This window comes from Neptuniibacter sp. QD57_21 (assembly GCF_047778075.1).
GTDB lineage: Bacteria > Pseudomonadota > Gammaproteobacteria > Pseudomonadales > Balneatricaceae > Neptuniibacter.
Window position 1 is genome coordinate 1,887,688 of the sequence record NZ_CP180549.1, and the last position, 12,542, is coordinate 1,900,229.

Here is a 12,542-nt window from a genome sequence, read left to right on the forward strand (position 1 = left end):
CATTCAAATATCAGGATGGAGTGCCGCATAGATTTCTTCGGCAATTGTTTTGCTTATGGTAGAGACTTTTGCAATTTCTTCAACACTGGCGCGCTCTACTTCTTGGATTCCACCAAAATGTCTTAGCAATTCTCTTCTTCGTTTAGGCCCCACACCGGGAATATCCTCTAAAACTGAGCGTTTTCTAGCCTTACCTCTACGAGCACGGTGTCCTGTAATGGCAAATCGATGTGCTTCATCACGAATATGCTGAATTAGATGTAAAGCTGCAGAGCTACTCTCTAAAACAGTCTCTTCACCCGTATCTCCCGAAATAAGAACCTCAAATCCAGCCTTACGAGTTGGGCCCTTAGCCACACCAATAACTAAGACGCCGGATATACTTAGTTCGTCCAGCACTTCCATTGCTTGAGTGACCTGCCCCTTACCGCCATCTATTAACAGGATATCGGGTAATTTACCCTCTCCTTTCTTAAGACGCGTATAACGCCTGAGTAAAGCTTGATGCATTGCTGCATAGTCATCACCTGGAGTAATTCCTTCGATGTTAAAATGCCTGTAATCTGATTTAAGCGGCCCATTCCTATCGAACACTACACACGAGGCAACTGTTGCTTCACCTGAACTGTGACTAATATCAAAACACTCTAACCGTTGCGGAACCTCATCAAGATCCAAGAGACTTTGCAGCTCTAGATAACGGTTATAGATATTCTTTTTGTTGGCTAAATAACTACCTAACTGCTGCTCAGCATTGGTATTTGCTAGTTTCTGCCATGCTGCTCGCTCACCTCTAACCGTATGCGAAAGCACTACCTTTTTATTTGATAACTCTTCGATCGCTTGCTGCAAGCAATCTTTATCTTCAACCTCGCTTGGCAAAACAATATATGCCGGTATTTCACGTTGCGAACCCAAATACCACTGCGCAACGAAAGCCGACACAATTTCACTAGAGGTTTCTTCTATAGATACCTTGGGATAGTGCGCCTTGCTTCCGATAATTCGTCCGCCACGGACAAACAGCATATGTATACAGACCCCGCCAGGCTGGACTGAACATCCAATAACATCAGCCTCTCCTTGCATTCCGATTACATACTGCTGCTCTTGCACTTTTTGCAGACTGATCAGCTGATCCCTATAAAGTGCAGCCTTTTCGAACTCAAGGTCAGCGGAGGCGCTTTCCATCTGACTAGCAATCTCATCCATAACCTTGTTGTTTTTACCATCTAAAAACATAGAGGCATGGCGAATATCATCTTGATAATCTTCTTTAGAGATAGCTTTTACGCAAGGCGCTGTGCATCTTTTGATTTGATACTGAAGGCAAGGGCGTGATCTATTTTTATAAAAACTATCATCGCACTGACGAATCTTAAATATCTTCTGAAGTAGATTAAGACTGTCGCGGACTGCCCCACCGCTTGGAAATGGGCCAAAGTATTTACCGCTTTTACGCTTTGCTCCTCGACTAAATCGTACTGCAGGATAATCGTCTTTATCTGAGATAAAGATATATGGGTACGACTTATCGTCACGGAGAAGGATATTATAGGGCGGCCGATGCTGCTTAATCAGGTTTTGCTCAAGCAATAACGCTTCAGTTTCACTATTAGTGATAGTAACCTGAACGTCAGCTATCTTCGCAACCAACGCACGAGTCTTTAAGCTGAGACCTGAAGAGCGGAAGTAACTAGAAACTCTGTTTTTAAGGTTTTTGGCTTTTCCAATGTACAGAAGTTCATTGTCTGCATCGTACATTTGATAGATTCCAGGCCTTTTTGTGAGTTGCTTCAAAAAGGCGCTAGCATCAAATGTTTCTGCTGGGGTATTTTCTGACACTGCTTACTGTTCTACCTTGGACAATAGCTTACGGTTATCCATGTATTCATGCGTAGCAATTCTATGAATTTCTTGCAGAGTCTCCATAGTCGACTCAGTAATACCGGCCCCACGAGAAAGCGATACCTCTAGGTAAACACCGATTTCTGCGTAGTAGCAAAGCTGAGCATCTGTACTTTGTGCTTTACGAAGTTTAGTTAATGAGATTTGTGCACCATTAACCAATATATTATTAATGTCTGATTCTGATAACAGAACATCACGGTTTTGTTCGCTTAAAGGGACGTTATTATCTGTTGATCTGGTCATCGTATACCCTTATTTATAATCCCATCGTGTTTGCAGCATACTTTAAGCATTTCAACAGTTGATGTAAAAAGGAAAGTCTTAGATTACGACGAATCGACTGCATATCAATTCACCCAAAGACAAGAGCGCTCAACATGGAGAATGATATTGACTGGGTTTTCAATAGCCCTTCTCTGATAAACACGCCGAAAAGCCTTACCTCTTTTCAAGACCTGCTAGAGAACGATAAACCAAAGTCAGTAGCGATTAATTACTCAACTTTCATAGCAAGAAATCTTGGCGGATATTATGAGAATATAGTTAACTTCATTCTTAAAAATGACAGATATCTAACTGATATTAAAAGAAATATAAAGATTTTTAAGGACAGGAGAACTCTTGGCGAATTTGATTTTATTGGCCGCTCCCTGACCGGGGATTTCCATCTAGAATGCGCAATTAAATACTATTTAAGAGTAGGCTCAGGCACCAAACTTCACAATTTTATCGGTCCGGGAAAGAGGGACCGGTTAGATATTAAGTATGAGAGGATGATCGAACATCAACTCAAACTTTCTAAAACAACTCAGGGCATCCATGCATGCAAAAGTGAAGGCTTGTCCCCTTCCATATTTGTCATGTTGGTACAGGGGTATCTCTTTCATCCTTTTGCTGAGTTTGGCACTAGGACAGAATTTCATCCCGCAATCAATCCAAGTCACCTACAGGGCTGGTGGCTTAGACAGAACGCGCTTAGTCATATTAATGACTCAGACTTTTACACCATCATGATCAAGCCCCACTGGCTCATTGCGGATCAATCGAATCTTTTAGATTATGCAGATTTAAAGACGGAGCTATCAAAAGCTGACCGACCCATACTAGTGGCTAGACTTGATAAAACAGGAAAAGAATTAGATAGAGGGTTTGTTGTGCCGGACGATTGGTAGGAAAAATTAGCCGGGTTGCTCAATTGAGGTTCCCGGCAAAGCTACAACTTACTTGTCTGCAGCCGCTGCATCTTTAGCAATCATATTTTTGATTACTTTAACGCCAACAAATGTACCAATGATCATTGCTGCAACAATCGCAAGACTTGGAGCAACAGAGATTAGGTTATATTTATCCATAGAACTGTCCTAGATATTTTGTAGTAGTAATAAAGAAATATCGCGGGCAATTATATAGAGCCACCAGCCTGTGTCTATCCATCAATGGCCCATAAAAACCATTGATAAATTGCGGTTATTTCTTTCTGTCGCCCTCTAAACGTATGAGAAGGCTCGAGGTGTCGCAGCGCCCACCACCCATTTGTTGAACATCAGCATAAAATTGATCTACCAATGCAGTAACAGGCAGTCTTGCACCATTTTTTCGGGATTCATCTAGAACGATATTTAGATCTTTACGCATCCAATCAACAGCAAAACCAAAGTCAAATTCATTATCAATCATAGTTTGATGGCGATTAACCATCTGCCAAGATCCAGCAGCACCATGTTGAATTACATCGAAAACTTGTGCAGCATCCAAACCTGCAGCTTTGGCAAAGTGAACTCCTTCAGCTAAGCCTTGCACCAACCCAGCTATGCAAATCTGATTTACCATTTTCGCTAATTGCCCAGAGCCCGCCTCTCCAAGCAAACGCGTAGATTTTGCATAACAATCCATAACTGGCTCAACAATAGAAAAGTTAGCAGCATTACCGCCAACCATAATACTTAAAACGCCATTCTCCGCACCTGCCTGACCTCCTGATACAGGAGCATCGAAGAAGCCTACGCCTTGCTCTCCTGCCAGCTCCGACAGCTCTCGGGCAACTTCAGCAGATGCTGTAGTGTGATCCACCAAAATGGAACCCGCTTGCATTGTGCTTAACACACCCTGCTCGCCTGATGTCACAGCCCTTAAATCATCATCATTGCCAACACAGGTAAACACGATATCTGCCCCCTGAGCTGCCATTGCAGGCGTTAAAGCAAAACTGCCTTTATAGTCTTCAATCCATGCCTCTGATTTAGCAGTCGTGCGGTTATAAACCGTAACATCGTGACCTGCTTGCGCTAAATGCCCTGCCATCGGGTATCCCATGACACCCAAACCTATAAATGCAACTTTCATTCTTATTATCCCATCTAGATTGAACTGTTTTATTCTTTATAGGCTCAGAGTATAAAGGATGAAACAGCAAACACCATCTCGTACTTTTTAAATTGCTATTTTGCTATCATCCGCACTGTATCTATCGAGAGCAACGTATGTCCTTCTTAAAATCAGCACTTATTTCCATTTTCCTTTTTGCCACTTCTGCCACTGCTGTAGCACAAAGCGAACTCTATAAGTTGAGCTTTCAAAACACAGATCACGAAACGGTTTCTTTAGCGAATTACAAAGGAAAAGTCGTTCTACTTAATTTCTGGGCAACTTGGTGTCCGCCTTGCATCAAAGAGATGCCATCCATGCAGAGACTCCAGGAGCATTTTGCCGATCAAGACTTTGAGATTGTGGCGATCAATGCCGGTGAGGATTCTGTATCTGTTTCCAGTTTTTTAATGGAACTTGATACCGAATTAACGTTTACGATCTTACTTGATGAGAAAAATCGTTCTTTTAATGAATTTGGCATTAAAGGACTGCCGATGACATTATTGTTCGATAAAGAAGGAAAGCTGATTGATACAATTCTTGGCGGTAAAGAGTGGGACCACCCTGAATCAATTGCTTTAATTAGCCAGACATTAAAATAAGCCATGGACCGATGATCCATGGCTTAAATAACTTATTCAGCCAATACTGCAGCTGCTGCTTGAGCTGCAACACCAATTTTAATTGGTGCATCCATCTCAGCAAGTGTGTTTTCTAGAGCGTCTAGGCACAACATAATATTGCGCTGAGTACATGCAGTACCCATCAAACCGATACGCCATACTTTACCAGCCAAAGCACCAAGGCCCGCACCGATCTCTAGATTGTAATTTTTCAGTAGCGCTGTACGCACAGCAGCATCATCAACGCCATCAGGTATGATGACAGAGTTAAGCTGTGGCAGGCGACAATCTTCATCAACTAGGAAACCGATACCCATTGCTTCAAGACCCGCACGTAGTGCCAAATGCAGCTTCTGATGACGAGCCCAAGCATTTTCAAGGCCCTCTTCCTCAAGCATTACAAGAGATTCATGCAGCGCATATAGAGAGTTCACAGGCGCTGTATGGTGATAAGCACGCTTTCCGCCACCACCCCAGTATCCCATTACAAGGTTCGTATCTAAGAACCAGCTAGGAACAGAGCTTGTACGGTTTTGGATAGCCTCAACTGCTTTCTGGCTAAAACTCACTGGAGAGATACCAGGAGGACAAGAAAGGCACTTCTGTGTACCGGAGTAAATTGCATCAATACCCCAGCCATCAACGTCAACTTCTACACCGCCAAGGGACGTTACAGCATCAACAATAGTAAGAGCGCCGTTAGCCCGAGCTAATTCACAAAGTGCTTTTGCATCAGAACGGACACCCGTAGATGTTTCCGCATGGACAAAAGCCAAAGCTTTAACATTTTCATTGTCTGCAAACGCAGCTTTAACCTTTTCAAGATCCACAGGCTGACCCCATTCATCTTGAACAAGAATGCATTCGCCACCAAAACGCTCTACATTCTCTTTCATACGACCGCCAAAAACACCGTTTTGGCAAACGATCACCTTATCACCCGGCTCAACCAAGTTAACAAAGCACGCTTCCATTCCTGCTGACCCAGGCGCAGATACAGGCATTGTTAATTCGTTATCAGTTTTGAAAAGGTTTTTCAGCATCTCTTTGATTTCATCCATCATGCGGATAAATTCAGGATCAAGGTGACCGATTGTTGGGCGAGCCATCGCCGATAGAACTCGAGGGCTTACATCTGATGGTCCAGGGCCCATCAGGGTACGTACAGGTGGGTAAAAAGAGGTAGTCATTTAAGGCCCTTATAATTGCTACATGTTACAAAGGCCTTATTTGTATCAGTTGGAAGCCAACTCATCAATCATTGCGATGATCATTTCTGCAGAATGTTTAGCTGCAGTCACAAGAAATTGGTCGAATGACACGCCAGACTCTTTACCTGCGATGTCTGACAAAGCACGAATCACGATGAACGGCGTATTAAATTGATGACATGTTTGAGCAATTGCAGCAGCTTCCATTTCAACCGCTTTCATTTCAGGGAACAGCTTTCGTTTTCGTTCTACACGCTCAGGATCGTTCATAAACTGATCGCCTGTACAGATCAAACCACGTGTAGTAGTCATTCCGTCCATGCGCTCAATACAACGTTCAGCGACCTTTGCCAAAGTCGCGTCTGGAGTAAATGCTGCAGGCTGACGTGGCACTTGGCCATATTCGTAGCCAAATACCGTTAAATCCACATCGTGATGACGAACTTCAGAAGAAATAACGATATCACCAACATTGAGTTCTGGATCATAACCACCAGCAGAACCTGTATTGATAACACAATCAGGTTTAAATGCCTGAAGAAGAATAGTAGTTCCAATAGCCGCGTTGACTTTACCGATACCAGATTTAAGCAAAACAATATCGTGTCCATGTAACTTACCTGTAAAAAGTAAGTACCCAGCTATTTCATGGTCTTCTCTCTCTTCCAGTGCAGCTTTTAATAGCTCCACCTCTTCATCCATTGCACCGATAATACCGATACGAATGTTGCCGTTTTTCTGAGAAAGTAGCGCGGAAATGCTTTGTTCTTGGGTCATCAATGTTTACCGTCTAAAAAGGCCGTAATTACCATCTTAATAATGCGCGATTAGAGCATAGCTTTTATAAAAAACCTAGCCCCAATCCCCATGAATACTGGCTTATGGCCGATAAATTGTGCTCAAGCCTCAAAAAATAGATATTAATTGATTTAGTACAGGCTATTGCTAAGGCTCAGTTTTACCTATTGGGTACAATCCTGACCAACCAAAGCCGCTAAACAATTGATCACAATATTCATCGACTGGTGCAGTCAGTTTTAGAGCTTGTTCTGTTACAGGGTGAATAAACTCCAGCTCAGTCGCCATTAGCATCAAGCGCTGAAGATCGAATTCCTGCTTTAAAGCTTTGTTATGTTTATTGTCACCGTGTTTGGTATCACCCGCGATTGGATGAAAGATATGCTTCATATGACGACGGATTTGGTGCTTTCTTCCTGTTTCAGGCTTAACTTCCACCAGTGAATAGCGGGATTTTTCATACCGTCCTACTGGCATATCAATTTCAACAGTCGCTAAACGCTTATAATTTGAAACCGCTTCTTGGGGTTCTTTATCTTGATTTGCGTGCTTATCAGCTATTTTATCTAACTGCTCTTTCAGCGCGTAATCAATGACATCCTGTTCTAGAGTGTAGCCACGACACATACAGAGATAAGTTTTACTAATCTTTCTTTCTGCAAAGATTAGATTCATTTGTTGCGCTATCTCTTTGTTTTTACCAAATAAAATAACCCCAGAGGTTGGTCGATCTAAACGATGAATGGTGTAAGGACTACCACCATCGAAATAGCTTTTCAGCATGGATGCTAAATTAGGTGTACCACGAGGTGCGATCCAACTTGGGTGAACCAACAAACCAGAAGGCTTATTAACTGCAATTAAATGCTCGTCTTCAAAGAGAATATCAAGATCAGTCATAACAAAGGTCGTTTTAGTATGAGCGGGAGATTCTACCCCCCACTAAAACTATGTAAAGGGCTTGAAAAACCGACTAAAATACTTATATATAGAGAAACTTAATAGGGAAATCTTTTTCGAGGATATCATGCGTAACGTAAATACTTACGATGCTCGTTCCGAACAGTCCGTGCTGCAGACGAACAAAGTTATTCGTAACACATACATGCTACTAGCCATGACAATGGTTGTAAGCGCTATTTCTGCTGGCATCTCTATGATGCTTCAGATGCCGTTTTTTGTTTATATCGGCAGCTTCATTCTTAGTTTTGTAATGCTATTTATCTTAAACAAGAAACAAAATAGCGCTGCAGCTATTCCTTTGGTTTTCTTGTTCACTGGCATGATGGGCTTTGGCCTTGGGCCACTGATCAATAGCTATCTTGCAATGGCAAATGGCGGCCAGATCGTAACAACAGCACTAAGCATGACCGCCCTAACCTTTTTCGGCCTATCTGCTTACGTTCTAACAAGTAAGAAAGATTTTAGCTTCATGGGCGGCTTCTTGGCTGCTGGTATGATGGTTGCTCTGATTGCAATGGTTGCTTTGTTTGTACTGCCTTTATTTGGCGTACAGCTAGGCGCACTTCATTTAGCATTCTCTGCCCTTGTCGTGCTGCTAATGTGTGGCTTTATTCTTTACGACACTAGCAACATCGTTAACGGCACATACACTAACTACGTTATGGCGACTGTTAGCTTATACCTGAATATTTATAACCTATTTATCCACCTACTAAGCCTTGTTGGCTTCTTAAGCGACGACTAAGTAGTTCGTAAATATATAAAAAAGCCCCGCTTTCTTTGATAAGATTGCGGGGCTTTTTCGTTATAGGCTTTAGCAATCCAATGAAATTCTCAATAGTCATTCAGGCCTCACCCTCTAGCAGTCAATCGGCAGCGACAGCATTACGTTATGCTAAAACACTCTTGCAGCAAGGCCATGAGCTGTATCGAGTGTTCTTTTATGCCGATGGCGTTAATCTCGCTAATTCTCTAATCGCCCCACCACAGGACGAAACCCATTTACCTAGAGAGTGGCAAGCCTTGGCAACCAAATACGATCTAGACCTTGTTGTGTGTATTGCAGCAGCAATAAAGCGAGGCGTACTAGATGACAATGAAGCTAAACGCTATGAAAAACCGTGTGGAAACATTGCTAAAGGCTTTGAACTCTCAGGTCTTGGTCAGTTAGCAGAAGCTATTGCCGTTTCAGATCGCGTAGTTACATTTGGGGCTTGATGATGAGTGATAAAAAATCTGTATTAATCCTAAATCAACATGCACCTTACGGTACAAGTTTCGCACGCGAGGCATTAGATGTTGCTTTAACCTGTTCTATTTTCGAGATGCCCATCAGTTTGGCATTTTTAGGGGACGGTCTGTTCCAACTCCTTAAAAGCCACAACACTGAGCAAACAGGCCATAAAAATATTGAATCAATGCTTAGCGCACTGCCAATGTACGATATTGAACAGATATTTGTTTGTGCTGAAGATCTTGCAGCTAACACGCTCTCAGAAACTGATCTTGGTTTGCCTGTTCAAATAATCACTCAGAACGACTTAAGCAAACTACTTGAAAGCCACGATACTGTATTGACGTTCTAATATGATTTTACATCTATTAAATAAATCTCATAACAACACGCAACTTTTAAACAGAATGCTTGCGAGCGTTAAAGAAAAAGACACCGTTCTAGTAATTGAAGACGGCGTCTATGCCGCGCTATCTGCCAATGCATCTCTTTTCTCTGACTTACCTGAGAGCTGTAAACTCTTTGCATTAGAGCCTGATGTAAGCGCGCGAGGTATAACTGATAAGTTAAGCACACGCTTTACACTGGCAACAGATGAGCAGTTTGTAGAACTAAGCTGCAAAATGAACAAAGTTGTTAGCTGGTTTTAATATGACTATCGAGTTTGATGAAGAAGGTTATCTCAGAAACCTAGATGACTGGGATGAATCAGTTGCTAATTCTATAGCCGAAAATGAAGGGCTGAATTTAACCCAAGATCATTGGGAGATCATTCATATTATTCGTGACTTTTACGAACAATATCAGCTCTCTCCAGCTATGCGACCTCTAGTCAAAGCGGTTTCACTTAAGCTAGGTAAAGACAAAGGAAAAAGTATCTATCTGATGAAGCTTTTCCCTGGCAGCCCTGCGAAATTGATTGCAAAAATTTCCGGCTTACCTAAACCTGATAACTGTCTATAGCGGTTAAATAAATTTACTCCATCCAGCTGAAATAATTACTTTTTTTGATCTGTACGGTTTAAACCGTAGCATTGCTAGTCTATGCTGTAACAAAACACTATCTCCCTACTTTTATGCATTTTAAAGCTGTGGGATACTCGAAATATAAAAAAGCACTCTTTTTACCTTAAGAGTCCTTAGTTGTAGCAAACAGGATAGGTAGAACATTATGGGTCTAGAAGCAGCAGCTGAACACCTTAAATCGTTACAAGCTGAGCAAGCTTTGCACCAAGAAGCAAGTGATACTAAACGCAGCAATCAAGAAGAAGTCATCTATCACCAATGGGCAACCTTCAAGGTCGATAATGAGTTGTACGGCGTTGATGTAGTTCAGGTTAAAGAGGTACTTCGTTACAGCGAAATTACCCCAGTGCCTGGTTCAGACTATTTCATTCTGGGTATCATCAATCTGCGTGGTAATGTTGTAACTGTTATCGATACACGTCAGATGTTTGGCTTGAGCCCACACGAACCCGATGATGATACGCGCATTATCGTTGTTGAGTACAATGAGCAAGAAGTTGTTGGATTAGTGGTTGATAGCGTTGACGAAGTAATTAATCTTCCTCAGAACGATATCGATCGTGCGCCTAATGCTACTGGTGAAGAAACCACAAAACGTTTTGTTCAAGGCGTATGCTACTACAACAGCATTTTAATTATTCTGTTAGATCTCTTAAAGATGCTACAAAGCGTCACCCCAATGGAAACAACAGAAGAGTTCTAAGCCCGATAAAAATAAAAAAAGCTGCAAATGCAGCTTTTTTTGTGCCTTATATATTTAAAGCTTTTTAAGATAACCTAATCAATATGTACAGCAATTTGTCTGCAAGATGAGCAATGGCGATGCTCCCAACAATATACACCCTGCCAAGTACCCAAACATAACCGACCATTCAAGACCGGGATTGACAGAGAAGGACTCGTCAGAACACTCTTAATATGTGCCGGCATATCATCGGCCCCTTCTAACGTATGGGTATAAAGGGAATCTCGTTCGGGCACCAAACGGTTTAGCCAAGCCTCCAAGTCATGCTTAGCACTCGGATCTGCATTTTCCTGAATAATTAAACTAGCGCTAGTATGCTGTATGAGTAACGTACACAACCCTTCAGTTATACCGCTACCTTCAACCAATTGTTGCAACTCGCGCGTAAACTCAAATAGCCCTTGATGGCCTGTATTAACTGTAAGTAGCTTTACCATAAAAAAAATGCCCCTTCAGATGAAGAGGCACTTTAACAGATTAGTAATCGTTAAAACTACATTACCCTGTTTGTTGTCATGAACTTATCTTCAGCATCAGGACCTGCATTGTCAGCATACAGAGTTACGCCTGAGCGTAAGCAGATAGATAGATTCTGATGAGAAGCTTCAGTTTCTTTTGGTAGCAAGTGGTCAACGATCTGCTTTTCATCAAGCAATTCTTGCTCAGTCGCTGTTAAACGTTGACGGCTGAAATCGTTTACATCGATATCGTGAACGATTTGGTAACGACCGTAGTTACAGCGCACTGGGAATGAATAGAAGATACCTTTTGCGATACCGTAGCTTCCATCACTTAAGATACCCATACTGATGATTTCACCCGGCTCTGTACCAAGCACCCAATCACGCATCTGATCAACAATCGCTTGAGCTGCTGATGCTGCGCTCGACAGGCCACGCGCTTCGATAATCTCACCACCACGCTTTTGCACTTTAGGGATGAACTCATCTCGGTACCAAGAAGTGTCGATCTGGGACATAGCAGGCTTGCCTAGGATCGTTGCCTGGTGCAAATCTGGGTATTGAGTTGGAGAATGGTTACCCCAAATCATGATTCCGCCGATATCTCGTGTGGTAGCACCGCAATGGTTCGCTAAAATTCCTTTTGCACGGTTGTGATCCAAACGAGTTAAGCAGGTAAACTGAGACGGGCTTAAATCCGGCGCATTTCGGCTAGCGATAAGCGCATTAGTGTTTGCTGGGTTACCCGTAACAAGTACTTTTACATCACGGTTCGCAAAATCATTTAGCGCTTTACCCTGACGAGCAAAGATAGCGGCGTTTTCTTCAAGTAGATCGCTACGTTCCATGCCTGGACCACGTGGTTTAGCACCTACCAACAATGCATAGTGAGCATTTTTAAAACCATCTTCTACATTGTCATGCAGGGTGATGGTATGAAGAAGCGGGTATGCACAATCCATCAATTCCATTGCGACACCACGAAGTGCATCCATTGCTTGCGGTAGTTCAATCAGCTGTAGAATTACAGGCTGATCTTTACCCATCATTTCACCAGCAGCAATCTTAAACAGCAAACTGTAGCTAATAGCACCTGCGGCACCGGTTACGGCTACTCGAACTGGACGTCTCATTGCTTTTTACCCCTAAATATTGGCAATAAAATCATTTAATACCAAAGTATATAAGTTGTAAGCAATTATG

At 42.3% G+C, this 12,542-nt stretch carries 17 protein-coding genes; 8 read left to right on the forward strand and 9 right to left on the reverse strand.

Annotated elements, in window-relative coordinates; all coding sequences use genetic code 11:
- Positions 1–3 precede the first annotated feature (3 nt).
- Both uvrC and ACMXYS_RS08280 read right to left on the reverse strand, forming a co-directional pair.
- Positions 4–1,764, reverse strand: a complete 1,761-nt coding sequence (gene uvrC / locus ACMXYS_RS08275; RefSeq protein ID WP_415898222.1) for an excinuclease ABC subunit UvrC — start codon at positions 1,762–1,764, stop codon at positions 4–6.
- Between the two features lie 84 nt (positions 1,765–1,848).
- Positions 1,849–2,154 (reverse strand): excinuclease ABC subunit C, encoded by a 306-nt coding sequence (locus ACMXYS_RS08280; RefSeq protein WP_415884615.1) that lies wholly within the window; start codon positions 2,152–2,154, stop codon positions 1,849–1,851.
- Positions 2,155–2,288: 134 nt separating this feature from the next.
- Between ACMXYS_RS08280 and ACMXYS_RS08285 the strand changes: the two genes are divergently transcribed.
- A complete protein-coding gene (locus ACMXYS_RS08285; RefSeq protein WP_415898223.1) occupies positions 2,289–3,083 on the forward strand; it encodes a DUF1853 family protein in 795 nt (264 codons plus the stop codon).
- A 48-nt stretch (positions 3,084–3,131) separates the two neighbouring features.
- Here the strand turns inward: ACMXYS_RS08285 and ACMXYS_RS08290 are convergent, their stop codons facing one another.
- Positions 3,132–3,263, reverse strand: a complete 132-nt coding sequence (locus tag ACMXYS_RS08290) for a hypothetical protein (protein ID WP_415884613.1) — start codon at positions 3,261–3,263, stop codon at positions 3,132–3,134.
- Between the two features lie 115 nt (positions 3,264–3,378).
- A complete protein-coding gene (locus ACMXYS_RS08295) occupies positions 3,379–4,254 on the reverse strand; it encodes an NAD(P)-dependent oxidoreductase (protein ID WP_415898224.1) in 876 nt (291 codons plus the stop codon).
- 137 nt (positions 4,255–4,391) lie between these two features.
- Between ACMXYS_RS08295 and ACMXYS_RS08300 the strand changes: the two genes are divergently transcribed.
- Positions 4,392–4,880, forward strand: coding sequence for a TlpA disulfide reductase family protein (locus ACMXYS_RS08300; protein WP_415884611.1), 489 nt, complete (start codon positions 4,392–4,394; stop codon positions 4,878–4,880).
- 32 nt (positions 4,881–4,912) lie between these two features.
- Here ACMXYS_RS08300 and ACMXYS_RS08305 read toward each other — a convergent pair whose 3' ends face one another.
- From ACMXYS_RS08305 to ACMXYS_RS08315, 3 genes are all read right to left on the reverse strand, one after another.
- Positions 4,913–6,091, reverse strand: a complete 1,179-nt coding sequence (locus tag ACMXYS_RS08305; RefSeq protein WP_415898225.1) for a pyridoxal-phosphate-dependent aminotransferase family protein — start codon at positions 6,089–6,091, stop codon at positions 4,913–4,915.
- Positions 6,092–6,136: 45 nt separating this feature from the next.
- On the reverse strand, positions 6,137–6,889 hold the full coding sequence (gene mtnN, locus ACMXYS_RS08310) for a 5'-methylthioadenosine/S-adenosylhomocysteine nucleosidase (protein WP_415884609.1): 753 nt from the start codon (positions 6,887–6,889) through the stop codon (positions 6,137–6,139).
- Between the two features lie 168 nt (positions 6,890–7,057).
- Positions 7,058–7,810 (reverse strand): pseudouridine synthase, encoded by a 753-nt coding sequence (locus tag ACMXYS_RS08315; protein ID WP_415898226.1) that lies wholly within the window; start codon positions 7,808–7,810, stop codon positions 7,058–7,060.
- A 127-nt stretch (positions 7,811–7,937) separates the two neighbouring features.
- Here ACMXYS_RS08315 and ACMXYS_RS08320 point away from each other — a divergent pair, with 127 nt between their 5' ends.
- The 6 genes from ACMXYS_RS08320 (at position 7,938) to ACMXYS_RS08345 (ending at position 10,836) form a co-directional block, all read left to right on the forward strand.
- Complete coding sequence (locus tag ACMXYS_RS08320; RefSeq protein ID WP_415884607.1) at positions 7,938–8,618, forward strand: Bax inhibitor-1/YccA family protein; 681 nt, start codon at positions 7,938–7,940, stop codon at positions 8,616–8,618.
- Positions 8,619–8,698: 80 nt separating this feature from the next.
- Positions 8,699–9,091 (forward strand): sulfurtransferase complex subunit TusD, encoded by a 393-nt coding sequence (gene tusD, locus ACMXYS_RS08325; protein WP_415884606.1) that lies wholly within the window; start codon positions 8,699–8,701, stop codon positions 9,089–9,091.
- A gap of 2 nt (positions 9,092–9,093) precedes the next feature.
- On the forward strand, positions 9,094–9,459 hold the full coding sequence (tusC, locus tag ACMXYS_RS08330; RefSeq protein WP_415884605.1) for a sulfurtransferase complex subunit TusC: 366 nt from the start codon (positions 9,094–9,096) through the stop codon (positions 9,457–9,459).
- A gap of 1 nt (position 9,460) precedes the next feature.
- Positions 9,461–9,757, forward strand: a complete 297-nt coding sequence (gene tusB / locus ACMXYS_RS08335; protein WP_415896236.1) for a sulfurtransferase complex subunit TusB — start codon at positions 9,461–9,463, stop codon at positions 9,755–9,757.
- A gap of 1 nt (position 9,758) precedes the next feature.
- Positions 9,759–10,070 carry a TusE/DsrC/DsvC family sulfur relay protein gene (locus ACMXYS_RS08340; RefSeq protein WP_415896237.1) on the forward strand — a complete coding sequence of 104 codons (312 nt, stop codon included), beginning with the start codon at positions 9,759–9,761 and terminating at the stop codon, positions 10,068–10,070.
- A gap of 208 nt (positions 10,071–10,278) precedes the next feature.
- Positions 10,279–10,836 carry a chemotaxis protein CheW gene (locus tag ACMXYS_RS08345; RefSeq protein ID WP_415884602.1) on the forward strand — a complete coding sequence of 186 codons (558 nt, stop codon included), beginning with the start codon at positions 10,279–10,281 and terminating at the stop codon, positions 10,834–10,836.
- Positions 10,837–10,910: 74 nt separating this feature from the next.
- Here the strand turns inward: ACMXYS_RS08345 and ACMXYS_RS08350 are convergent, their stop codons facing one another.
- Together ACMXYS_RS08350 and ACMXYS_RS08355 are read right to left on the reverse strand one after the other, a co-directional pair.
- Positions 10,911–11,315: a secondary thiamine-phosphate synthase enzyme YjbQ gene (locus tag ACMXYS_RS08350; RefSeq protein ID WP_415896238.1), complete on the reverse strand. Its 405-nt coding sequence runs from the start codon at positions 11,313–11,315 to the stop codon at positions 10,911–10,913.
- 56 nt (positions 11,316–11,371) lie between these two features.
- Positions 11,372–12,472: a malate dehydrogenase gene (locus ACMXYS_RS08355; protein WP_415896239.1), complete on the reverse strand. Its 1,101-nt coding sequence runs from the start codon at positions 12,470–12,472 to the stop codon at positions 11,372–11,374.
- Between the last annotated feature and the right edge of the window lie 70 nt (positions 12,473–12,542).

What these genes read in the sequence shown, in the direction of transcription:
- uvrC (WP_415898222.1), bottom strand. Translation starts at nt 1,764, where the DNA reads ATGTACGATGCAGACAATGAACTTCTGTACATTGGAAAAGCCAAAAAC.
- ACMXYS_RS08280 (WP_415884615.1), bottom strand. Translation starts at nt 2,154, where the DNA reads ATGACCAGATCAACAGATAATAACGTCCCTTTAAGCGAACAAAACCGT.
- ACMXYS_RS08285 (WP_415898223.1), top strand. Translation starts at nt 2,289, where the DNA reads ATGGAGAATGATATTGACTGGGTTTTCAATAGCCCTTCTCTGATAAAC.
- ACMXYS_RS08290 (WP_415884613.1), bottom strand. Translation starts at nt 3,263, where the DNA reads ATGGATAAATATAACCTAATCTCTGTTGCTCCAAGTCTTGCGATTGTT.
- ACMXYS_RS08295 (WP_415898224.1), bottom strand. Translation starts at nt 4,254, where the DNA reads ATGAAAGTTGCATTTATAGGTTTGGGTGTCATGGGATACCCGATGGCA.
- ACMXYS_RS08300 (WP_415884611.1), top strand. Translation starts at nt 4,392, where the DNA reads ATGTCCTTCTTAAAATCAGCACTTATTTCCATTTTCCTTTTTGCCACT.
- ACMXYS_RS08305 (WP_415898225.1), bottom strand. Translation starts at nt 6,091, where the DNA reads ATGACTACCTCTTTTTACCCACCTGTACGTACCCTGATGGGCCCTGGA.
- mtnN (WP_415884609.1), bottom strand. Translation starts at nt 6,889, where the DNA reads ATGACCCAAGAACAAAGCATTTCCGCGCTACTTTCTCAGAAAAACGGC.
- ACMXYS_RS08315 (WP_415898226.1), bottom strand. Translation starts at nt 7,810, where the DNA reads ATGACTGATCTTGATATTCTCTTTGAAGACGAGCATTTAATTGCAGTT.
- ACMXYS_RS08320 (WP_415884607.1), top strand. Translation starts at nt 7,938, where the DNA reads ATGCGTAACGTAAATACTTACGATGCTCGTTCCGAACAGTCCGTGCTG.
- tusD (WP_415884606.1), top strand. Translation starts at nt 8,699, where the DNA reads ATGAAATTCTCAATAGTCATTCAGGCCTCACCCTCTAGCAGTCAATCG.
- tusC (WP_415884605.1), top strand. Translation starts at nt 9,094, where the DNA reads ATGAGTGATAAAAAATCTGTATTAATCCTAAATCAACATGCACCTTAC.
- tusB (WP_415896236.1), top strand. Translation starts at nt 9,461, where the DNA reads ATGATTTTACATCTATTAAATAAATCTCATAACAACACGCAACTTTTA.
- ACMXYS_RS08340 (WP_415896237.1), top strand. Translation starts at nt 9,759, where the DNA reads ATGACTATCGAGTTTGATGAAGAAGGTTATCTCAGAAACCTAGATGAC.
- ACMXYS_RS08345 (WP_415884602.1), top strand. Translation starts at nt 10,279, where the DNA reads ATGGGTCTAGAAGCAGCAGCTGAACACCTTAAATCGTTACAAGCTGAG.
- ACMXYS_RS08350 (WP_415896238.1), bottom strand. Translation starts at nt 11,315, where the DNA reads ATGGTAAAGCTACTTACAGTTAATACAGGCCATCAAGGGCTATTTGAG.
- ACMXYS_RS08355 (WP_415896239.1), bottom strand. Translation starts at nt 12,472, where the DNA reads ATGAGACGTCCAGTTCGAGTAGCCGTAACCGGTGCCGCAGGTGCTATT.